This window comes from Acinetobacter sp. YH12128, assembly GCF_013418655.1.
GTDB classification, from domain to species: Bacteria; Pseudomonadota; Gammaproteobacteria; order Pseudomonadales; family Moraxellaceae; genus Acinetobacter; species Acinetobacter amyesii.
In genome coordinates this window covers 81011-103466 of the sequence record NZ_VPBO01000013.1, presented here as the reverse complement: position 1 = coordinate 103466, position 22456 = coordinate 81011, and the positions used below count along the sequence as shown (strand labels likewise).

23 protein-coding genes are annotated in these 22456 nt (G+C 42.6%); 10 read left to right on the top strand and 13 right to left on the bottom strand.

Annotation, left to right across the window (positions count from 1 at the left end; all coding sequences use genetic code 11):
* Positions 1–87: 87 nt before the first annotated feature.
* Positions 88–324, bottom strand: a complete 237-nt coding sequence (locus FTU64_RS08485; protein WP_078192757.1) for a DUF2061 domain-containing protein — start codon at positions 322–324, stop codon at positions 88–90.
* 356 nt (positions 325–680) lie between these two features.
* On the opposite strand from FTU64_RS08485, the gene leuC reads away from it, so the two are divergent.
* The 4 genes from leuC to leuB all read left to right on the top strand — a co-directional run bounded on the left by leuC (position 681) and on the right by leuB (position 4673).
* Complete coding sequence (gene leuC / locus FTU64_RS08480) at positions 681–2129, top strand: 3-isopropylmalate dehydratase large subunit (RefSeq protein ID WP_180055611.1); 1449 nt, start codon at positions 681–683, stop codon at positions 2127–2129.
* Positions 2130–2228: 99 nt separating this feature from the next.
* Positions 2229–2879, top strand: coding sequence for a 3-isopropylmalate dehydratase small subunit (gene leuD, locus FTU64_RS08475; protein ID WP_180055612.1), 651 nt, complete (start codon positions 2229–2231; stop codon positions 2877–2879).
* 109 nt (positions 2880–2988) lie between these two features.
* On the top strand, positions 2989–3552 hold the full coding sequence (locus FTU64_RS08470) for a hypothetical protein (RefSeq protein WP_168377913.1): 564 nt from the start codon (positions 2989–2991) through the stop codon (positions 3550–3552).
* Positions 3553–3593: 41 nt separating this feature from the next.
* The gene (gene leuB, locus FTU64_RS08465; RefSeq protein ID WP_078192754.1) at positions 3594–4673 is read left to right on the top strand and encodes a 3-isopropylmalate dehydrogenase; all 1080 of its coding nucleotides are present in this window, start codon (positions 3594–3596) and stop codon (positions 4671–4673) included.
* A gap of 74 nt (positions 4674–4747) precedes the next feature.
* Here leuB and FTU64_RS08460 read toward each other — a convergent pair whose 3' ends face one another.
* The 3 genes from FTU64_RS08460 to infA all read right to left on the bottom strand — a co-directional run bounded on the left by FTU64_RS08460 (position 4748) and on the right by infA (position 6059).
* Positions 4748–5194 (bottom strand): hypothetical protein, encoded by a 447-nt coding sequence (locus tag FTU64_RS08460; RefSeq protein ID WP_373685819.1) that lies wholly within the window; start codon positions 5192–5194, stop codon positions 4748–4750.
* A gap of 114 nt (positions 5195–5308) precedes the next feature.
* Positions 5309–5533: a hypothetical protein gene (locus FTU64_RS16355; protein ID WP_257222218.1), complete on the bottom strand. Its 225-nt coding sequence runs from the start codon at positions 5531–5533 to the stop codon at positions 5309–5311.
* A gap of 304 nt (positions 5534–5837) precedes the next feature.
* On the bottom strand, positions 5838–6059 hold the full coding sequence (gene infA, locus FTU64_RS08450; RefSeq protein WP_001284370.1) for a translation initiation factor IF-1: 222 nt from the start codon (positions 6057–6059) through the stop codon (positions 5838–5840).
* 231 nt (positions 6060–6290) lie between these two features.
* Between infA and FTU64_RS08445 the strand changes: the two genes are divergently transcribed.
* Complete coding sequence (locus tag FTU64_RS08445) at positions 6291–7298, top strand: AraC family transcriptional regulator (protein ID WP_078189717.1); 1008 nt, start codon at positions 6291–6293, stop codon at positions 7296–7298.
* Between the two features lie 129 nt (positions 7299–7427).
* On the opposite strand, the gene truA is transcribed toward FTU64_RS08445, so the two are convergent.
* From truA to asd, 5 genes are all read right to left on the bottom strand, one after another.
* On the bottom strand, positions 7428–8225 hold the full coding sequence (truA, locus tag FTU64_RS08440) for a tRNA pseudouridine(38-40) synthase TruA (RefSeq protein WP_078189716.1): 798 nt from the start codon (positions 8223–8225) through the stop codon (positions 7428–7430).
* Positions 8226–8241: 16 nt separating this feature from the next.
* The gene (locus tag FTU64_RS08435) at positions 8242–9204 is read right to left on the bottom strand and encodes an asparaginase domain-containing protein (RefSeq protein WP_180042099.1); all 963 of its coding nucleotides are present in this window, start codon (positions 9202–9204) and stop codon (positions 8242–8244) included.
* 49 nt (positions 9205–9253) lie between these two features.
* Positions 9254–10552 (bottom strand): fimbrial protein FimV, encoded by a 1299-nt coding sequence (locus FTU64_RS08430; RefSeq protein ID WP_180042094.1) that lies wholly within the window; start codon positions 10550–10552, stop codon positions 9254–9256.
* A gap of 75 nt (positions 10553–10627) precedes the next feature.
* A complete protein-coding gene (locus FTU64_RS08425; protein ID WP_180059561.1) occupies positions 10628–12061 on the bottom strand; it encodes a hypothetical protein in 1434 nt (477 codons plus the stop codon).
* Between the two features lie 143 nt (positions 12062–12204).
* Positions 12205–13323, bottom strand: coding sequence for an aspartate-semialdehyde dehydrogenase (gene asd, locus FTU64_RS08420; protein ID WP_180005293.1), 1119 nt, complete (start codon positions 13321–13323; stop codon positions 12205–12207).
* Between the two features lie 185 nt (positions 13324–13508).
* Here asd and FTU64_RS08415 point away from each other — a divergent pair, with 185 nt between their 5' ends.
* Positions 13509–14636, top strand: a complete 1128-nt coding sequence (locus FTU64_RS08415) for an endonuclease/exonuclease/phosphatase family protein (protein ID WP_180059560.1) — start codon at positions 13509–13511, stop codon at positions 14634–14636.
* Positions 14637–15007: 371 nt separating this feature from the next.
* Positions 15008–15313, top strand: coding sequence for a hypothetical protein (locus FTU64_RS08410; protein WP_257222217.1), 306 nt, complete (start codon positions 15008–15010; stop codon positions 15311–15313).
* A gap of 177 nt (positions 15314–15490) precedes the next feature.
* Here FTU64_RS08410 and FTU64_RS08405 read toward each other — a convergent pair whose 3' ends face one another.
* The 4 genes from FTU64_RS08405 to FTU64_RS08390 all read right to left on the bottom strand — a co-directional run bounded on the left by FTU64_RS08405 (position 15491) and on the right by FTU64_RS08390 (position 20511).
* Positions 15491–16603: a glycosyltransferase family 4 protein gene (locus FTU64_RS08405; protein ID WP_180059558.1), complete on the bottom strand. Its 1113-nt coding sequence runs from the start codon at positions 16601–16603 to the stop codon at positions 15491–15493.
* A gap of 32 nt (positions 16604–16635) precedes the next feature.
* The gene (lpxL, locus tag FTU64_RS08400) at positions 16636–17571 is read right to left on the bottom strand and encodes an LpxL/LpxP family Kdo(2)-lipid IV(A) lauroyl/palmitoleoyl acyltransferase (RefSeq protein ID WP_180059557.1); all 936 of its coding nucleotides are present in this window, start codon (positions 17569–17571) and stop codon (positions 16636–16638) included.
* A gap of 87 nt (positions 17572–17658) precedes the next feature.
* Positions 17659–18420 (bottom strand): 3-oxoacyl-ACP reductase, encoded by a 762-nt coding sequence (locus tag FTU64_RS08395; protein ID WP_180048835.1) that lies wholly within the window; start codon positions 18418–18420, stop codon positions 17659–17661.
* A gap of 186 nt (positions 18421–18606) precedes the next feature.
* On the bottom strand, positions 18607–20511 hold the full coding sequence (locus FTU64_RS08390) for an ATP-binding cassette domain-containing protein (RefSeq protein WP_078192744.1): 1905 nt from the start codon (positions 20509–20511) through the stop codon (positions 18607–18609).
* Positions 20512–20545: 34 nt separating this feature from the next.
* On the opposite strand from FTU64_RS08390, the gene FTU64_RS08385 reads away from it, so the two are divergent.
* From FTU64_RS08385 to FTU64_RS08375, 3 genes are all read left to right on the top strand, one after another.
* Complete coding sequence (locus FTU64_RS08385; RefSeq protein WP_078189840.1) at positions 20546–20791, top strand: SlyX family protein; 246 nt, start codon at positions 20546–20548, stop codon at positions 20789–20791.
* A gap of 132 nt (positions 20792–20923) precedes the next feature.
* Complete coding sequence (locus FTU64_RS08380; protein ID WP_180059556.1) at positions 20924–21925, top strand: hypothetical protein; 1002 nt, start codon at positions 20924–20926, stop codon at positions 21923–21925.
* 70 nt (positions 21926–21995) lie between these two features.
* Positions 21996–22445 (top strand): ammonium transporter, encoded by a 450-nt coding sequence (locus tag FTU64_RS08375; protein WP_180005286.1) that lies wholly within the window; start codon positions 21996–21998, stop codon positions 22443–22445.
* The last annotated feature ends 11 nt before the right edge of the window (positions 22446–22456 follow it).

Below are 22456 nucleotides of genomic sequence, written 5' to 3'. Positions count from 1 at the left end.
AGTTAAAGTGGATAGAGTAAAAGAACGTTTTAAGGTCATTAAAAAAACCACCGTGATGGTGGTTTTTTTACAAGGAGCAGGATTGGATTAAGCGGGGATATTTTCCTCTACAGCTTTATCTTTCTTTTCCCATGCTTTTTCGTGGAAGAAAAAAGCAACCGCTTGAACAGTTGGTTCAAGTAAACTTAAGGTAATGGCCATTGCAATACTGCCTGTCACGTAATAACCAACCAACATCGCAACCGTGATATGCATAATGTAATAGCTCAAGGTTTTTTTGAACATGCGCTGATTATTTTCGACGAACTTGTTAATGTGTGCCATGAGAATGCTCCTTGTTAAATTGATAAATCTTGGCAATGAGTTAATAATAATGATTCTTATTTGCAATGTAAAAGAGAAAATTCAATTTATGATCATTGAATTTCTAAATCACTGCTTAAAAATGGCAGAAAGTGATCAAAAAGTCGGAGAAAATTCTAAAGTTTCATCTGCTGAAAGTATTGAAGTGAGCGTGTTTTGAACGCATCAATGGTGATTAAAATGCAGCGGAAATCAGCAGTTAAATATCATTCCTATAAGTTTTTAAACTAATAAAAATGATAAATTAGATTTATGTGAATACGTGGTTATAATCGATTTAACGAAAGAATTTACCCAGTCCAGTGGAGCAAATCGACATGGCAGGCGAAACCCAAAAAGCGGAAACCCAAATAAAAAAAACCTTGTATGACAAATTGTGGGATGACCATCTAGTAAAACAACGAGATGATGGCTCTTCATTATTGTATATCGACCGTCATTTATTGCATGAAGTGACTTCTCCACAAGCCTTTGAAGGGCTACAACTTGCAGGTCGTAAACCATGGCGTTTAAGCGCTAACGTGGCAACGCCAGACCATAACGTACCTACGTCTACTAAGGAGCGTGCTGAAGGTATTGCGGGTATTGAAGATGATACCTCACGTATCCAAGTGCAAACTTTAGATGACAACTGTAAAACCTTTAATGTTGCCCAGTTTGACATCAACGATGTACGCCAAGGGATCGCGCATGTAGTTGGGCCTGAACAAGGTTTAACGTTGCCGGGTATGACCGTGGTGTGTGGTGATTCACATACTGCAACGCATGGTGCATTTGGCTGCTTGGCACATGGTATCGGCACATCTGAAGTTGAACATGTGTTGGCGACTCAATGCTTAGTTCAAAAGAAAATGAAGAACATGTTGGTGCGTGTTGACGGTCAATTGGGTCAAGGCGTAACTCCTAAAGACGTGGTTTTAGCAATTATCGGTAAAATCGGTACGGCAGGTGGTACAGGTCACGCAATTGAGTTTGGTGGTCAAGTATTCCGTGATATGTCGATCGAAGGTCGTATGACGGTGTGTAACATGGCGATCGAAGGTGGCGCGCGCGTGGGTATGGTGGCTGTCGATGACAAAACCATTGCCTATGTAAAAGACCGTCCATATGCACCGAAGGGCGAACAGTGGGATGCTGCAGTAGAATATTGGAAGACTTTAGTGTCTGATGAAGGCGCGCATTTTGATACTGTTGTGGTGTTGCAAGGTGAAGAGATTGAGCCACAAGTGTCTTGGGGGACTTCTCCTGAGATGGTGATTCCTGTATCTCAAGCAGTGCCAACTTTAGAACAAGCTAAAGATGACGTACAGCGTAATGACTGGACACGTGCATACAACTACATGGGCTTAGAAGCGGGTCAGGCATTGGCTGATATTCAATTAGACCGTGTATTTATTGGTTCATGTACCAACTCACGCATCGAAGATATTCGTGCAGCGGCTGAAGTGGCCAAAGGCAAAAAAGTGGCGGCATCGATTAAACAAGCCATGGTGGTTCCGGGTTCAGGTTTAGTTAAAGCACAAGCAGAAGCAGAAGGCTTAGATAAAATCTTAATTGAAGCAGGCTTTGAATGGCGTGAGCCGGGTTGCTCAATGTGTTTGGCAATGAATGCTGACAAGTTGCAACCGGGTGAGCACTGTGCATCAACGTCTAACCGTAACTTCGAAGGTCGTCAAGGTAATGGTGGTCGTACGCATTTGGTGAGTCCAGCAATGGCAGCAGCTGCGGCAATTGCAGGTCACTTTGTGGATGTGCGTACATTCTAGTTTAAGCCCTCATCTCAACCTTCTCCCTGAGGGAGAAGGAGTTCCCTCTCCTTTTAGGAGAGGGTTAGGGAGAGGTCACGGATTCAGTGAGAAATAAACATGAAAAAATATACCGTTGAACAAGGTATCGTTGCACCATTAGACCGTGCCAATGTGGATACAGATTTAATCATTCCAAAGCAGTTTTTAAAATCAATTAAGCGTACTGGCTTTGGTGCCAACTTATTTGATGAGTTGCGCTATTTGGATGAAGGCTATTTAGGTCAAGACATTTCAAAACGTCCAATTAACCCCGATTTCGAATTGAATAAACCGCGTTATCAAGGTGCGTCGATTTTGATCTCTCGTGCAAACTTTGGTTGTGGTTCGAGCCGTGAGCATGCGCCTTGGGCATTAGAAGAATATGGTTTCCGTACTGTCATTGCACCAAGCTATGCGGACATTTTCTTTAATAACAGCTTTAAAAATGGCATGTTGCCAGTGATCTTGTCTGAAGAGATCGTCGATCAGTTATTTAAAGAATGTACTGCATCTGAAGGCTATCAATTAACCATTGATTTGGCTGCGCAAGAAGTACGTACACCGAGTGGTGAAGCATTTACATTTGAAGTCGATCCATTCCGTAAACACTGCTTATTGAATGGCTTGGATGATATCGGTTTAACCTTACAAGCAGCCGATGATATCCGCGCTTATGAAGAAAAAACCAAAGCATCTCGCCCTTGGGTATTTGCAGACATTAAAGCTTAAGTCAGTGTCATTGTAGAACTTCTTAGTAGTCAGTCGGCTTAAGTCTTGCTAATATCAGGCGAAACAAAATTTATACGTTAGCCAGAATTTATCAGGTTGGGTTCGAAAAATGAAAAAGTTCTTCGGTCAGCTGGTTGTAACGGGAGCGCTGTTCGCAACGCTCTCTGCCTGTCAAAGCTTTGACACGGCACGCATTAAAAATGTGAAAGAAACTGAAAGTACAAAAAATAATGCTCTGATTTACTGTGCAGGTACAGCGCATTGTGAATTTGAGCGTTTTGATCAAATACAGGTGGTTGATCCAAATAATCAACATGTACAACGTGCTGCGATTAAAGCAGGCATTGTACGGTTGAATGGTCGTTCATTGTCTGAGCCTAATCCTTTGTATTTGTCTGTACCTTCAGGTCAGCATGAAGTCGTGATTCGCTATTATCCAATTTCTCAGGAAAAAGCAGAGCGCTTGCATGTCATTCACAACTTTAGGTCCAAACACGAGTACACCTTTAAAATGTACCGAGAGCGTTCAAAAAACACAGGCAGTTTACTGGATAAATCTGCGCCTGATCCGCTCTGTGTAGACTTAAAGCAAGGTGCAAAAACGATTCGACGTTTCTGCCGACCCTACAATGTCCTCACAGGACTTGGTGAGTTTGTAGAAAAGAAACTTTAAATCTGACTGGTAATCAAGCCAGCGTATAAATGGAAAGACTCATGTCAAAACATATTTTGATTTTACCAGGTGATGGTATTGGTCCTGAAATCGTGAAAGCGGCTGAACAAGTGCTGACACGTGTAAACGAGAAATTCAACTTAGGTTTGACTTGGGAACAAGGTCTTTTAGGTGGTGCAGCGATCGATGCGCACGGTTCACCTTATCCAGAAGTAACAGCAGCACAAGCGAAGACTGCTGATGCGATTTTATTGGGTGCAGTGGGTGGTCCTAAGTGGGATACCATTGAGCGTTCAATTCGTCCAGAACGTGGCCTATTAAAAATTCGTTCAGAATTAAATTTATTTGCTAATTTACGTCCAGCAATTCTTTATCCGCAGCTTGCAGATGCGTCGAGCTTAAAACCTGAAATCGTAGCAGGTTTGGATATCTTGATCGTACGTGAGTTAACTGGCGGGATCTATTTTGGTCAACCACGTGGTATTCGTGAACTCGAAAACGGCGAAAAACAAGGTTTCAATACTGACGTATATGCAGAATCTGAAATCAAGCGTATTGCCAAAGTTGCTTTTGAAATGGCGAACTTACGTGGTGGTAAAGTGTGTTCAGTGGATAAAGCCAATGTACTAGAAGTGACTGAGCTTTGGAAACAAACTGTAACTGCGTTAAAAGAAGAGCAATATCCTGAAATTAACTTGTCTCATATGTATGTTGACAATGCTGCAATGCAATTGGTTCGTGCGCCAAAACAATTTGATGTGATCGTGACTGGTAACTTGTTCGGCGATATCTTGTCTGATGAAGCGGCAATGTTAACCGGTTCTATCGGCATGTTGCCATCGGCTTCTTTAGATGAAAATGGTAAAGGCATGTATGAACCTTGCCACGGTTCAGCGCCAGACATCGCAGGTCAAAACATTGCGAACCCATTAGCAACGATTCTGTCTGTTGCTATGATGCTACGTTATACCTTCCGTGAAGAAGCTGCGGCGAAAGCAATTGAAGATGCAGTAGGTAACGTCTTAGATCAAGGCTTACGTACAGGTGACATCATGTCAGAAGGCAGTACTCAAGTCGGTACTGTTGAAATGGGTCAAGCTGTAGTTTCTGCATTGAACTAATGGCGAATCAAAAAACGCAGCGTTTATGCTGCGTTTTTTTGTGCCTAGAAATTATCAATCCTAGAATTGATGCGTTAACAGGTGCGACCAGTTAATCGGACATCAGTTGCAATATTATGCTTTAAGCTAAATTGAATAAGGCAGTTTAACTCAACCTCATAGCGTGTATTTCCACTGGGAATCGGCACAGCAGCGCCGCTGCCCATGCCCATCGCAGGATTTTCCGCCATCGGTAAAGGAATACTGATCGGGCGTGCGACACGATAAAGGAGGTAGTCCGAACTGACCTCTACGGGAGAGGTTCTTTGATAGCCGAGTTTGCTGAGGTCGAGTTCTGCTTGAATCGTTTGGCTCGATTGACCAATAAATGAGGCTAAATAGCGTTCACGTTCAACGGATGAGAGAGTTGAAGTCGTGGTACAGCCAGCCAATAACACAATGCTTAGAACGCAACCCATGCTCAATGTGGGGTGAATAAAATGGTGATCTTCGTAAACCTGATGTTCCAAAATAAATTTCATGGATCAGCTCCTCACGAAATAAATTCAGTTTAGTCAGATTGGTCTGTATAACACTGTAGTCATTTGATACACGGTCATCCGAGCAGGATTAGCCTCTAGTATTCAAATACAGGATCAACAAGCTTTACCGACATAGTCAATGGATTCAACGATTTGGTTGCGTAATTTGAACTCGATTTTACATTCCATATCGACAGTGATTCCACCTTTAGAAGGCGTTGGGATCGGTGCGCCCATGGCTATACTGGTGCCGATATTTGGTGTACCTATTGGGATTGGCATCGAGCGTACAATCGTATAGCTAAGTTTTTCATTGCTTTGTACAGGTGCTCCCATCACTTTGTAGCCCAATTGACTTAAGTTGAGCTCTTTACGAACTTGATCAGCTGGCTGTCCAATATCGTGTTGTAGGGATTGATTGAGTTGCTTTTGGCCTGTCGTGGCACAAGCAACTCAAAAGACAGCACCGACTAATCCTAGATGTTTCATATGATTTTATATCCTTATATTTTAAATTTTTTAATCGAATTTTTATGTTTTTAGACTGTAAAGGAAAGCAAATTTGCAGTCAATTTTTATCATTGCATTGAAATAGATACAAAAAAAAGCCACTTATAAAGTGGCTTTTTCGCTTCGCTAAAACTTAGCGCGCACGGTAAGTGATACGACCCTTAGTCAAATCATAAGGTGTCATTTCTACTTTAACACTGTCGCCAGTCAAAATACGGATATAGTGTTTACGCATTTTGCCAGAGATGTGAGCAATCACTTCATGACCGTTTTCTAAACGTACACGGAACATAGTATTAGGAAGCGTCTCGGTGACAACGCCTTCGAACTCGATGAGTTCCTCTTTATTGGCCATAGCCTACCTGAATGAATAAATTAGCAAGGCGCAAATTATAGTCAATTTTTTTTCAGAATACAAGCCGTAAAAGGCTTTGAACTGATCGACTGTCAGTAAAATAAGCGAACAATTTAGTTAAATATTTTCAACAAAAAATGTGCAGTAACTGTTGTCAGTTTGGTCAATCGCAGTTAATCTAAAATCAATCTTTTTAGGTATAAATGAAGTACATACAAGGAAGGTTCTGGAGTGGGTCAGCTAACTGATGCATCTGTTGTGTTGCGTTTAGGGTATCAAGCGATTCGTCGTGCCGGATTGCCAACAGAAGAAATTTTAACAAAAGCGGGTGTGGCATTAAATCAGGTTGAAACCAATGACCGTACCCCATTGAATGCGCAATTTGCGTTCTGGGTGGCTGCAGAAGAAGTCAGTAAAGATCCTGATATTGGTTTGCATCTGGGAGAGCATTTGCCTTTATATCGAGGGCAAGTGATTGAACACTTATTTATTTCATCTGAGAATTTTGGTGAAGGTTTAAAGCGAGCTTTGGCGTATCAACGCCTCATTAGCGATGCCTTTCATGCGCAATTGGTGATTGAAGATGACCGCTGCTATTTGACCAATGGTCATCAGCCTTGGGCAGAAAATATCGTGAATCGTCATTTTTCTGAATGCGCGATGTCCGGTGTTTTGCGTTTCTTTAAGTTTATTACTGAAGGGCGTTTTCAGCCGATTTATATCGACTTTAACTTTAGTCAGGGCGCGCCAGATGATGAGTATTTCCGTGTCTATGAATGCCCTGTGAGTTTAGGGCAGAAAGAAACCCGATTATATTTTGATCCGGCTATTTTAGAGTATCAATTGTGGCAGGCAGAACCTGAGTTATTACAATTGCATGAGCAGTTAGCGATTGAAAAACTTCAGGAGTTGGCGCGTTATGATTTGGTTGGTGAAGTTCGCCGTGCTATTGGTTCAACGCTTGAAAGTGGTGAAACCACACTCGAAACGGTCGCTGCACAGCTCAACATTACCCCACGTCGTTTACGGACTCAGTTGTCAGAAGCCAATACCAGTTTTCAGCAAATTTTGTCAGACTATCGCTGTCGTTTGGCTAAAAAATTATTGGCCAATACCAATGAAAGTGTGGAGCGCATTGTTTACTTAACGGGTTTTTCTGAGCCAAGTACGTTCTATCGCGCATTTAAACGCTGGACCAATGAAACGCCCGTGGAATACCGTAAGCGGAAGCAGCGTTAAGGTTGATCTTCGATAAAATCCTTCCCTAAACAGAATCCCCCCTTTGAAAGGGGTACTTTCATTTTTAGAACCTAGCAATGGCGAAAATGACACTCATCCCTCTGTGAAAGGGAGGTTGGGAGGAATTTTTTATTCAGGCATATTTAACCAATGAGGTCCCAGCGGAACTTGAGGAAGTTCAAACTGTGCTGGATAGTCTGCATGGATAAAATACAGCCCATCGGGCGGTGCGGTGACACCAGCTGCTTTTCGGTCTTCAGCCGCAAAAATGTCGTCAATATGGTCAACGTCATACATACCTTGCCCAATTTCCAATAAACAGCCCATGATGTTACGCACCATGTGATGTAAAAAACCATCGGCCTGAATATCTAGGACCAAGTAACATCCGTGTTGGATCAAGCGACAATGGCTGACATGACGAACTGGCTGATTGGACTGACAGGCTGCGGCACGGAAGCTTTCGAAATTATGAGTGCCTTCAAATTTGGCCGCGGCACGTTGCATTTTCAGCACATCTAGCTTGGCATAAACATGGGTCACTTGCTTATGTAATAAAGCTGGACGTTGTGGATTATTATAGACCACATAGCGATAACGACGTGCTTGCGCTTTAAAGCGGGCATGGAAGTCCTGATCCATTTCCTTAATCCATTGGATGGAAATATCACGGGGTAATTGGCTATTGCTGCCCATTAACCATCCACGAATGGGACGAATCGCCTGAGTATCGAAATGTGCCACCATATTGGTTGCATGGACACCAGCATCTGTTCGGCCAGCACCGTGCAACATGATTGGCTCATTGGCCACTTTACTGAGGACGGTTTCAATGGTTTCTTGCACGCTTGGTACGCCCGGTTGCTGAGTTTGCCAGCCCTTGTATTGCATGCCACAAAACTCAATCCCAATCGCAAAACGTTGCATAGTTACCTCAAATGACTTAATCGTTCCAATGCGCAGTCCAGTCTGCGTCACTGCCGTATTGTAAATACATTTTCAAACATTTGGCATAAAGATCTGCATGCCCCAAACAATTACTCAGTAAAATTCCGCTGTCTTTGACCCAGTCACTCACAGCATAGCGCTGATCTATACCGCCATGAACAACCTGTGTACTTAAGATAATTTTGCAATTTTTTTGTTGTATGGCTTTCAATACATTGAGTAATTCAGCATCAACGGCAATGTTGCCTGTGCCAAAACCTTGCAGAATCAAAACGTCTGGCGTGTGTGTAAGCAGAGTCGTTAAATTTTGACTGTGTAGCTTGGTTGCAATCGGTTGCCACATCCAATTCAGGCAATTGAAATGAGCCGCTTTGTCTAAATCATTGGCCTGAACAATATAAGGCGATGTCAGCATTGAAAGTGGCTGTGTGGCTGGCAGCCCATCAAAGGCTTTCAGATCGGTTGTATGCACTTTCAGTGCGGATTGAGCATGCATCAATTGATGGTGAAAGGCCAAATAAACCCCAACACTCGATTGGTGTACCGATTCCAATGCAAAATTTAAATTGTCGATGGCATCGGTAAATTCACGGGTGTTGTCACCAGCCACATTAAACAGCGGATATTGGCTGCCTGTTAGCACGATATGAGCAGACTGTCCCATAAAGTGTGCAAGCACTGCGCTGGCATAGCTAAGCGTGTCTGTGCCATGAATAATTACGAAATGCTGAAATTGTTGTAATTGTAAGCTTTGAATTTGTTGGATCAGTGCCAGCCAGTCGGGTGCGGTACAGGCACTACTGTCACGAATGACAGGTGCGACAAAACATTCAATGTTAAGGTGCAGTGGCAGGACATGCTGTAATTTAGGTAAAAACGCATTCGCTGGCATGGGGCTTAAAGGTTCACCGATACAACCAAAGGTACCACCCATATAAATAAGAGCAATTTTTTTCATCATAAAAAAAGCAGCCTTGAAAGACTGCTTTAGTTTAAATCGCTTTTGCTTAAGATGCGATTTGATTCAGTAACTGATCTGCTTGTTGACGTTGAGCTGAAGAAAACTCAGCTTCTTTTTCAGTCAAAATTTCACGTGCAGCGTCATAAGCACCTAGTTTGATGTATTGCGCTGCCAATTCAAGATTCAATTCAATTTCATTGACTTCAACCAGTTCAGGGAAAGATTGAACCAATGGATCGTTTTGGTCTGTAGCAGATGGGGTTGAAGGTGTGCCTAAACCACTAATATCAAAACTCACACCACTTGAAGCAGGTGCGGCAGGTTTATCTTCAGGCGTAGACTCTAGGTTAAACTCTGTTGCAGGAGCGACAACTGCTTCTTCTGTTTTTGCTGTTTCAAAAGCACCTAAGTCAAAGTTTAAGGCTGGAGCTTCAACTTTGTTTTCTTCTACAACCGGTGTTTCTGTTGTAAATGAAAAATCTAAAGGCTCGATTTTTTCTTCTACAGTTTCTGTTTTGGTTTCGACAGCAGCTTCTGTACTTGGGGCAAAATCAATTGGTTTGATTTCTTCAACAGCAGGAGATGGCTGAGCAATCTCTTCGGTTTTCGGTGCTGCTTCAAGTACAGGCTCTGGTGAAATTGAAAGCGTATCAAATTCAAGCGGCTGTATTTTTTCAGCAGGCGCACTTTCAACAGGGGCTGAAATGTCTGCTTTTGCAGGCGTTTCAGTGGTGAAATTAAAATCTAGAGGTTTAATTTCAGCTGCTTTTGGCTCAACAGGTGCAGCAGTTGAACTTTGCATTAAAGCATCAAAATCAGAGGTATTTTGAGCTTTTGATGGAGCCTCTTCAGTGATCGGTGATACAAAGTTAATGGCATCATCTTTCACATTTTGAGAATTTTCAAATTCTACTTTTTTTGCTTCAGCTTGTTCTAAAATTTCATCGAGTTCAAGTGAACGAATATGGCTTAGCAATTGGCTGATGGCAAATTCGTCTTTTTGTAAAATGTGAATATCTAATAGATATAGATATAACTCATGTTGTGAGTTGTCACGTTTTAACGATTGATTGATTTGTGCTTCAGCAGAAAAGAAATTACGTTCTGCAATTAATTTTTCAATTTTGCCACGAGCATCGGTCGTTAATGGCGTCATTGATTTTTTTTCAATGACACTGCTTTCAACTACTTGAGTTTTCTTCGGAGTCGCTTTGGCTGAAACACCCGTTTTCTTGGTTTTAGTGGATGTTGGTTTGGCTTTATCTGATTCTTGATCTTTTTGGCGTTTGTTTAAAAAAACCAATACGATCACTAAGATCACTAATGGAATCACATAAATCAGCATGTTTTAACCCCTTGGAGATAGAGCGATATAAAGTTGCACTCATCCCTATAAAATCTTGATTGGTAACGTTTTAGTTTATTGGCTTCTTTTATCTGCTTGTTGAGCTTTCAACTGTTGTTGCAGTTGAGCAAGACGAGCATTTAATAATTGAATTCTGTGATCCTTTTGATTTAGCGCCAATTCTAATTCAGTTACGTTTCTCTGTAATTTAACGGTTTTTTCACGAGATGTCATAACTTTTAATGACAACTCTTTCGAAGTTTTATTCTTTTCTGCTGCGCTGTTGGCAGAAGATTGTGCCGAATCTTGCGCTTTCTCTGCCACCAGACTCATTTCAGCTTGATTCAAGCGGTATTTGGTTTTGCCTGACTGCTTCGAAGGCACTTTGGCAAGTTCTGCAGCAGAGACTTTTACAGGCTGTTTTGCTTGCTGCATACCATGCAGATTTAAGGCAGCACCACGGCGCAGACGGTTTACATCGCCTTGAATGAATGCATGTTCGTTGCTGTTTTTAATTTGTTGCATGACTTCAGAAACAGGGCAGTTTTGTTCTGTCGCGATACGTGAGGCAATCCCCCAAAGGCTTTCATTTGAGCGAACCACATATTTTGCCGCTGGTGTTGCTGTCGATGAAGCCGCGGTACTTGTTGGTTTTGGTGTAGATGCTTTTTGAGCTGTCGTTGTTGGATTTTCACGTTTTTGTGCTGCCTGCTCCGCAGCAAATTTTTGTGCCAATGGGTCTTTAGATCTTGCAGTTGATGCTGTTGCAGTTTGTGTGGCTTGCATTTCTGAACTGACAGAGCCGGTCGAATTGGTTTTTGTAACTTGCGAAATTGATGTTTCAGAACCAGATGAAGTATTTGCGCTATTTTGCTCCGCAGGTGCAACGCTATAATTTTGTACATGCGTGACAGGTTCAATCGCAACAGGCGTTGAAGTTGCTAATTGTGCTAATTTTGGCGGTGCTTTGGTACTGAGTAATAGGGGTTGTTCTGCAGCTACGGGTGCTTTTGCGGTATACAGTGTGCTGACAGGTAAATTTAAGGCAATATCTTTTTCATTTACAATAACGACAGGTGCTAAAGCACGCTCATTGGCACGTGTTTGATTCGCATTCGACGGCGCTGGATTGCGTTTTAATGGTGTGCGAATTTGTTGCAGGCGTGAAGCATTACCTTCTTTAATATTGACAATAAAATTAAGCTCAGCATCGGTCACTGGACGCGAAGAGGTAATGGTAATTACCCCATTGCCTGCACCATCACGACGTGTAAAGAAGTTTAAATGTCCCGGTGGTTGATGCCCTGTACCCATACTTAATAAATCCTCTGCCGTGGCTAAACTTGCATTGAGCGGCACAGATGTATTTGAGTGGCGAAAATGAATCTCAGCGTACAGCAATTCCCCGGGTGCTGACTGGACTTGTACAGGATCAATGCTGATCGCTTGAATGTTTTGAGATGCAATAACGGCTAAAATGGCGATCTTTAATTTGTTATATACGGTCATCTTAATCTTTAGCTCGAATATATGTCGCATGGCGAAAATTATAGATTAGCGAGTTGTCGAAGAATTGTAAAATATTTACACGACAGTTACATAAAAAAGCCGATCAATTGTGATCGGCTTCTTGTTCAGAGACTTAAAAATGCTTAAGCATTTTTATAATCAATGAGAATTCTTAGCATACGACGTAAAGGTTCAGCAGCACCCCAAAGCAATTGGTCACCCACAGTGAATGCACCTAGGTATTCTTTACCCATGTTGAGCTTACGTAGACGACCAACTGGAACAGACAAGGTGCCAGTTACAGCAACAGGAGTCAGATCAGTCATTGACGCTTCACGCGTATTTGGAACCACTTTAGACCAATCGTTGGCACTTGCGATAATATCTTCGATTTCATCCAGTGGAACATCTTTACGAAGTTTTAAAGTCAATGCTTGTGAGTGACAACGCATCGCACCAATACGTACACAGTGTCCATCGATTGGAACGATTTGCTGGTTGCCTAAGATCTTGTTGGTTTCAACTTGACCTTTCCATTCTTCTTTCGACTGACCGCTTTCAAGCTGTTTGTCGATATAAGGAATGAGCGAACCTGCTAGAGGCACACCGAAGTTTGCAGATGGGAAACCTTCGCCACGTTGTAATTGTGCAATTTTAGAATCGATATCTAAAATTGGTGAACGTGGGTCATCCAGCAAATCTTTAGTATTGTTGTACAAGTAGCCCATACCTGAAATCAGTTCACGCATGTTTTGCGCGCCTGCACCAGAAGCCGCTTGATACGTCATAGACGTTGCCCATTCCACTAAATTATTTTGGAATAGACCGCCTAAACCCATTAACATCAATGAAACGGTACAGTTACCGCCCACGAATGTTTTTGTGCCTTTTACTAAGCCGTCTTTGATGACGTTCATGTTTACTGGGTCAAGTACGATGATCGCTTCATCATCCATACGTAAAGTCGATGCAGCATCGATCCAGTAACCATTCCAGTTTTCAGCTTTCAGCTTAGGGAAAACTTCAGTCGTATAATCGCCACCTTGGCAGGTGATAATGACATCCATTTGCTTCAGACTATCAATGTCCGTTGCATCCATAAGTGCTGGGGCAGTCTTACCACCAAACGCAGGGGCTTCACCACCTGCATTACTGGTAGAAAAGTAAAACGGTTCGAAATGAGCGAAATCGTTTTCTTCAACCATACGTTGCATAAGGACGGAACCAACCATCCCGCGCCAACCGACCAGACCTACTTTCATGTCACTTTGCCTCGGTGCGTTAAAAAAATAAAAAGGGGGTTCGAGTGTACCAAAAGGGCGCATAACTGCAAGCGCTACATAATGAAAACACCAATAATATTGTGCAATATATCTTGTTTATGTTACATGCAAAACTGATATAAATTTATGAATCAATAAAAAATAAAGAATATAAGGGAGGCGTAATGATTTGGATTGAAATACTGGCGGGCTTCGTCATTTGGTTGACATTTTGGTCACTGATCCCACGAGATGAATGGTGGTTTCGTGGTGCAGATTTTCCGCGCCTGCAAATCTTGGCTTTGGGTATATTTGCTTTCATGGGCTTAATTTTATGGAATGCGGAATGGGACTTGGCGCGTGAAATCATTCTAATTGGGCTGATTGCCGCCTTGGCATATCAATTGAAAATGGTATTGCCTTATACGTTTCTGTGGAAAAAACAAGTCAAACAAGTCCGATCAGACCAGTTAGATACACAAAAACAGATTTCAATCATTGTCTCCAATGTACTCACGCCAAATACCCAATATCACTTGTTATTGGCGCAAATACAGAAGCATCAACCGGACTTGGTCCTCACGCTAGAAACCGATCAAACTTGGCAAAATGAATTGGCAGTGATTGAAGCTGATTATCCTTATCGCGTACCCGTACCTTTGGATAATTTGTATGGGATGCATTTGTATACCAAGTTAGAACTTAGTGAAACTGAAGTCAAATTTATTCTCAATGATGAAATTCCTTCGATCCATACCCGAGTCACCTTAGCATCAGGAAATCAGGTTCAACTGTATTGTTTACATCCCAAACCGCCAAGTCCAACAGAAGCCAAAGATTCAACTTTACGCGATGCAGAATTGCTGATTGTGGGCGATCAGATTAAAGATTTAGATGAAAGTTGCATCGTTATGGGGGACCTGAATGATGTGGCATGGTCACGTACTACACGACTCTTTCAACGAATCAGTGGGCTTTTAGACCCGCGTGTTGGACGTCATTTCGTAAATACCTTTCATGCCAATTATCCACTGCTGCGTTGGTCGCTCGACCATATTTTTCATAGTACAGATTTTGCATTGGTACATATGGAACGCTTGCCCAATATCGGTTCAGACCATTTTCCAGTCTATGTGGTGCTGCAAACAGGCAGGGTATTTGAGCAAATCCAAGAAGAATTAGAGCAAACAGATGAAGATGAACAAGAAGCGCAAGAGGCAATTCAGGAGGGTATAGAAAAAGCTGAGGAAGAGGAGAAGATTGTGACTGATGAAATCGCCCGTGATTATAAGGATGGTACGAAGGCACCTTGATTTTGTTTGATTTAAGAGAAAAGTGTAAGAAATAGCTTACACAGCTTTCGGCTTCTGACGAATGGTCAGGTCAAGTGTATTGACTTATTCTTTGTTCATCGGCACATGGAACTGGGAACGGAACATCCCACTAAGGAAGACGAAGCCGATGGAAGCATCACGGAACGGATGCAGGAAAGGAAAGCCAATAAAAAATAAAAAGAATACTTGTGAAAGCACAACCTCATAGACCCGAGTTTTGCAGGATGCAGAACTCGGGTTTTGCTTTTGTGATATAGAATTTTTTGCTTTTCTTTTGATCAATTTCTTTATACAGTGTGCCAAGAAAAAAGCGATGAATTTCCAATAAAAATATAGGTATGAGGCGTTCTATGCTGTCCGAATGGCACCAGAAAATATTGCAGATTACACACTTATCTACGGATGCACTTTCCATTTACCTTGGCTTAATCCTGTTCTTTTTTGTGGCCTTTTGCCATCACCGCCAATTGAAATCACATTATGCGATTTGGACCGTTGTGGTCGTCGCAGTGGGGTTGGAATTGTTTAATGCACGGCATGATATTTTAGATAGAGGTTATTGGCGTATAGGGCAAAGTTTGCAACATATTTTGAATGTCTTGTTACTGCCGCTAATCCTCTGTTTAATGGCTCGATACCGTGTGTGGAAGGGCTAAGTGGAAGCGCGAAATTGAAGGGCTAAATAGTAGGGTTGAATCACCATTGAGTCATTCATAATAAAAAAGGATATTGTGCATTTCACAATATCCTTTCTAGATGCAGATCTAGTTGCTGAATTAAAAATATTTCCAGAGCGTTATCCTGCACAGCAAAGATCTATGGAGTGTAGTCAATCAAGCTGAATGCTGAGAGACCACCTGCGTATACAACTCCAAAGTCTGGTCACACATCTCTTTTAAACTAAACATACTGATAGGCTGCACGTGTTGTGGTTGGTCTAAATGCAACTTTAAGGTGTCGAGTAATTGTGTTTCATCATCGACAGTGACTAAACCTTGCGGATAGACATTGGATAAAATTTCAGCTACGCCACCACGATTCCAACCGATCACAGGTGTACCTACAGACAGTGCTTCAAGTACAGTCCGTCCAAAGGTTTCCGCTTGGCTCGACAAAGATAAAACCAAATCGCTAAAAGCTAACCATTCACGGATATCTGAACGGTGACCGACAAAAGTAATCCGATCACTCAGTCCTTTCGCCGCAATGCTGACTTGCATTTCTTGTAAATAAGCCGCTTTTTTCGGATCTGCACCACCGACCACTACCGAATGTACGTTGGGATACTGTGTTTGTAGCTGTTCCATTAAATGGATTAGGGTTTCATGACCTTTTAAACGGGTAATACGGCCTGGTAAGCATATCAGACGTTTATTTTCCAGTTCAGGGAAGTCTTTTAGGGTTTGATTGAGCCACTGTGCTGAGGGTTGATAGTCATGTGGAAAAGCAGCAGGGTCAATGCCACGATAAATACGCACAATGTCTTCGGTAGGGCAGTTTTTGTAGTTATCCGTGATGTATTTGACAACACTATCCGAGACCGCAATAACTTTTTCAGCTTGCGTCATGATTTGGCTGTAGCGATTAATCGAATAAAAACCATGTACAGTTGAAATCAGGTGAGGTCGCTTGTTAGCTGGAATCCCTTTGAGGGCAAAATGCGTGAGCCACGCGGGGACACGTGAGCGCACATGCACGATATCTGGTTGATGTTGCTCAATCAGTTTACGTAGAGGACGAATTTGCCATAAGCTTGATAAGGCTTTTTTATGGATTGCGAGCGTGAGGTGTGTTGAGCCTTCAGCTTCCAATTGAGCCACCATGCGGCCACCATTTGAAACCACTAAGGACTCATGACCGGCGGTCACTAAAGCACGAGCTATTTCTAAGGTTCCTCGCTCGACACCACCACTGTTCAATTCAGGTAAAAGCTGCATTACTTTCATAGCATTTCTCTTTTATATGTGCTGAGTTGAACTCAATAGATTTTGTCATAACCTTGTGGGCGGGTTTTAAAGCGGCGATGGAACCACATGTATTGTGTCGGTGCGATTCGCAGCTGATTTTCAATAATTTTATTGGTTCGAACAGCATCCGAAACTTCATCGTCACTCGGAAAATTGTCTAAAGCAGGTTCAATCAGCACATGATATTGAGGGTTGCTGATGTCGCCATCTCGATAAAAATACAACGGGATCGCCTCGGCTTTAGCAATTTTTAATAAGCGACGATGTGCAGTAACAGTGGCTGCGGGAGTACCAAAAAATGGTGCCATGACCCCTTGTTTTAAACCAAAGTCCTGATCGGGACTGTACCAAATGGCATGGCTATTTTTTAGATTACGAATTAAGCCACGCATATCATCATGATCGATTTGGTTGGCATAGATGGTGGCACGGCAACGCACAATCAACATATCCAACAGCGGATTATTTTGCGGACGATAAACCACATCCGGCTCAAAGAACTGTGCGCATAAATAGCCACCAGCATCGAGCAGGGTAGAATGTGTGCCGAGGAGCAAAATACCTTTGCCTTCAGCTTGTGCATTTTGAATATGCTCTAAGCCTTCAATTTGCACCCGATTTTTGAACCATTGCGGGCTGTACCATGCATTTAAAGTCTCAAAAATCCCAATCATTTGGTCGATAAAAACCTGTCGTGCATTGGCCTCAACTTGTTCTGACGTCCATTCAGGAAAGCAAACTTCCAAGTTGCGAATCGTGGTTTTACGACGTGACTTAAGATTGTTAAATGCGACAGAACCGAGGAATTGCCCAAGGCGATACTGAATTGCCCACGGAAGAATCGCCAAAATCATAAGAAATACAATCCCTATCCATATTCCCCAATACTGAGGAAGTAAGAAAGACCATTGGAATTTTCCGGGTTGATATGTTGGCTTTTGACTCATAGGGCTAAATCAAAGATTAAAAAATAGGGTTCAGTTTAGCATGAAGCTGAATTGAAAGAGAAAGTTCAACCTCATGCTGCATCAGACTTAACCTTTGACTAAACCGCCATCGACAATCAAATTCTGCCCGGTGACTGCACGTGAGTAAGGGGACAAGAACATCATGATGGCCGCAGCAAATTCTTCAGGCGTGGTCACTGTGCGTAAAGGTGTCGATGCCGCGATTAAATCAAACACGGCATCGGGTGTCGCTTTACTGGCATCGGTGCTTTGTAATAAGCCACCAGAAAGCATATTGACGTTAATCCCAAACTCACCCAGTTCATGCGCCGCTGTGCGGGTGAAGGCCAACAGCGCTGCCTTTGCTGCAGTGTAGTCGTGGTAAGGCACGACAGGGTTTTGTACCAGGTTGGTACCAATATTCACAATGCGACCAAAACCCTGTGCTTTCATCTTGGGAAGCGCCGCTTGAGTGGTGTTGAGTGCAGCGACGACTGCTCCATCAAATTGTTGCTGTAAGTGCTGTGCAGTCAGTTCTTCCATTTTAGGACGGGCATCGCCATTAAATTGAAAATGGATGAGGGCATTATTCACGACAGAGGTGATTGAGGCACCAAAATGTGCTCTTGCTGCGGCAAAAAGCTGTTCTACTTGAGCTTTATCAGTGACATCTGCTTGATAGGCAAACACTTGCTGAGGAAATGCGGTCGCCAACTGTTCTGCCGCAGTTTGACTGGATAGATAGTTCACGACCACGCGTGCGCCTTCAGCAATTAACGTTTGGCTAATTGCCAAACCGAGGCCACGTGCGCCTCCTGTAACTAAAACAATTTGATCTGAAATTTGCATGCTCGTGACTCAATCTTATGTTGAACGTCACCATATCAAGCTTTTCACATTAGCGGAATCGTCTTTACAGATGCTGGATGCTCCAATTTGAAACTGAGTCATCCGATCTAATAATTTAGCCGAGTCATACGACATAAAAAAAGCCGTATCGAAATACGGCTTTTTCTGTGTGAAATATTTGTGGACTTAGCCTTTAGCGAGCGTTTCTAGCTCATCTAAACGTTCCATTTTTTCCAGCATTTCGTCATCAATTTCAGCAAGACGCTGTGATGCTTTGGTCGCAGCATCGGCGTCAGTCATGAACCAAGAACCGTCAGCTAATTTTTCAGACAATTCAGCTTGCTCTTGTTCCAATGCTTCAATTTCAGTCGGCAGTTGTTCTAGGGCACGTTGGTCTTTATAGCTGAGCTTGACTTTTTTAGGCACCGCAGCGGCAGCCGCTGCTTCGGCTTTAGCCATGGCTTTTTTCACATCGCTTTTTTGATCCACGACAGTTTGGTCAGGACGCTGTTCCAAATAGTCTTGGTAACCGCCGATGTATTCATCGATTTGACCTTTACCATCAAAGACCCAAGTTGATGTCACCACGTTGTCCATAAAGGCACGGTCATGCGAAATCAGTAACAGTGTGCCTTTGTAAGCGCTGAGCATTTCTTCCAACAGTTCAAGAGTTACCATATCCAAGTCGTTGGTCGGTTCGTCCATCACGATAAGGTTCGATGGTTTCAGTAGCAGTTTAGCCAACAGAATACGGTTACGCTCACCCCCAGAAAGTGCTTTAACTGGTGTACGTGCGCGTTCTGGAGAGAATAAAAAGTCTTGTAAATAACTGTAGATGTGACGACGGCTACCATTGACATCGACATGGTCTGAGCCTTCAGAAACGTTATCTTTCACTGATTTTTCAAGATCAAGTGCATTTCGAAGCTGATCAAAGTAAGCAACTTCAAGCTGTGTACCTGTTTTCACTGTACCAGTATGTTCTTGCTCACCCAAAATAGCTTTGATGAGGGTAGTTTTACCCACACCGTTGTCACCGACTAAGCCGATACGGTCACCACGTAATACCAGTGCCGAGAAATCTTTGATGATTGGCGCGCTGTTGCCAAATTGCACAGCTAAGTTTTCAATTTCAAAGACCACTTTACCTGAGCGCTGCGCATCTTGCGTTGCCATGCTCACTTTGCCTTGTTGTGAACGGCGCGCTTTAGACTCTTCACGCAATGCTTTTAAGGCACGAACACGACCTTCGTTACGGGTACGACGCGCTTTAATGCCCTGACGAATCCATACTTCTTCTTCAGCGAGTTTTTTATCGAATAGCGCATTTTGCTTTTCTTCCGCTTCCATTTGCTGAGCTTTGAGTTCGAGGTAACGTGAATAGTTACCTTCATAGCTACGCAAAATGCCGCGGTCAAGTTCCACAATACGGGTTGCGATGCTGTCGACAAATGAACGGTCATGCGAAATAAACAACAGGGTTAAGTTGTTTTGATCAAGCAGGAATTTTTCGAGCCATTCAATACTTTCAACGTCCAAATGGTTGGTCGGTTCGTCGAGTAGTAATACGTCGGGCTGCGTCAAGAGAGCACGTGCCAATAAAACACGACGCTTACGACCACCAGACAAATCTGCAAGGTCAGCTTCTGGGTCTAGGCCCATTTTACTGAGGATGGCATTCACTTTAGTTTCAAGTGACCAGCCATCCATTTGATCCATCTGATGTTGTAGGTTACCCATGCGCTCACAGGCGTCCATATCACCGAGTACGCAGGCTTCGCTGGCTTCATGATAAGCACGCAGTACAGTAGCAGCTTCACCTGCACCATCGGCTACAATATCAGCGACTTTGCCCGAATCCATGGGTACATCTTGAGCAAGCATTGAAATCGTAATGCCATTTTGTAATGAAACTTCACCGCCGTCTGGTAATAAAGTTCCCTCAATCAGTTTAAGTAAAGTAGACTTACCTTCACCATTACGACCGATTAGACACACTCGCTCGCCACGTTCTAAACTGAAGTTCGCGCCGTCGAGTAGGGAAGGTCCGCCAAATGCAAGCTGGACGTCCCTTAAAGTAATATAGGCCATAATGTTTCCTGAAATCTTATATGAGGAGTGTAAATTGACTACACAACAAAATCTTGATGAACAGGCGTCATTTTCCGCACCCATTGAAGATTTGCAAGTCCGAATTGCATTTTTAGATGATTTAGTTGATCAACTGAATGATCAAGTTGCGCGTCAAAACGCCGAAATCGCTGATTTAAAGAAACAAATGCAGATGTTGTATCGTCGTATTGAATCGGCAGATTTATCTGAAGGTATTGCGGCATTTGACCCAATGACCAACCGCCCACCGCATTATTAATGTCACTATTGAATGACAGGCAGATGACGAATCAGCGCCAAAGCTGTGGATTGGTGTAAATTTATTTGACCTTTTGCAGCGTGACAGGTCTAATGCACCGCATCTGCTGATCGAAACCCATTATTTCATCTCATGAGTCAAAAAGTTGTCCTGCTAGATTTGGAAAATAACCCGCCTACAGCAAATCTATTGCGCAATATCATTGAACATTACAGTACTTTGTATGTGTTTAGCTGCAATGGAAAATTTGAATATGCACTTGAAGATTTGACTGAAATTGCAGGGTGGATCGCGAGTGGCCAATTGGTGGTTTTGGATATTCCAGAAACGCCGCAAAAAGAATTTGAATATGCGGTGATTGTGGGGCAACTGATGGCCTTGATGGATCCAGATGCACACATTGAAGTCATTTCAGTGATGCCTGATATTGCATTACTGATGGAACAATTGGATGGCTCTGGACTCAGCGCACATCTTATTCAAATTCAGTCAGAACAAGAAGTTTCACATAAAGTGAAGTATAAAATTCCTGACCTAGAAACCATTCGGAATAAACCTGATTTATTACTGATTAAACACTATTGTGATGGTCTGGAAAAACTCAGTGGCAAACCCAACAGTTTGGATAAACTGAAAAACTCATTGATGAATATTTTGCAAGTCTCTAGCGAAAAAGCTCAGCATTTGGTCGGTATGTTGATCAATCTAAAAATCGTCAAACGCTTTGATGAGCAGATTTCGATTCGAAAAAAAGTACTCAAACAATGGGTGCAGCTAGATTTAAATACGACTGCTGAAACAGCATTGCCCATAAAAACAGACCTGAATGCATTTACTGCTTCACTCGAAGAACAAACCTCAAATACTGATGATACGGCATCGATGATTCAGGCTGCACAGCAAGGCTTATTTAAAAATTTCAATAAGATTGATCCTGTGCAAATGGAAGTGATCCGAAAATTGCATGAATTAAAGTCAGATAAACCAAAAGATATCTACGCCTTACGTGATTTATTGGAGCAAATGTTCCCACAATCTGATGTTCGACTATTACTTAAAGAGTTGATCGAAAAAGGATATATCTATTGGAATGGTCACGAAGTGCTGTATAGCCACGAGATGTTCCTGAATTAATTTTATCGAGTGAACTTGCGTTTTATATTGCGCTTATGCAACTCTAATAAAGGAATATAAAGGTTGTGCTATGGAAAATACTGGAATCTGGGTTACTGTTTTTATTGTGGTCTTTGTACTTGGGTCGATTTTTGGACTTCGAGTAAATCCTAGAGAAAAAGCCTTAGGCATTATGCGCGAGAAGGCGCGTAAGATGGGGCTGCACCCACGTTTAGTGGCTGCACCTGCTTGGACCAAGATTCCAATGGCTTCTGAAAAACGTGCCAGTATGGTGGCGTATTACAGTGTGCTGATTCCAGATGCGCGTTTGCCTTTAATGCGTGCTTTAGTGGTCGATGACAAACTTGAACTGGTACATGGTGATGACAAGTTCAAGGATTTAGCCATTACATTAAAGGGCATTTATGCTATTGATATGCAGGCAAACTGTGTAGGACTCTATTGGAACGAAGAATCTGACTTAAGAGCCACACAGCTTGAAGATATGAAAGCATTTTTACATTCATTGGCTGAACTTTAAATTTTAAAAAA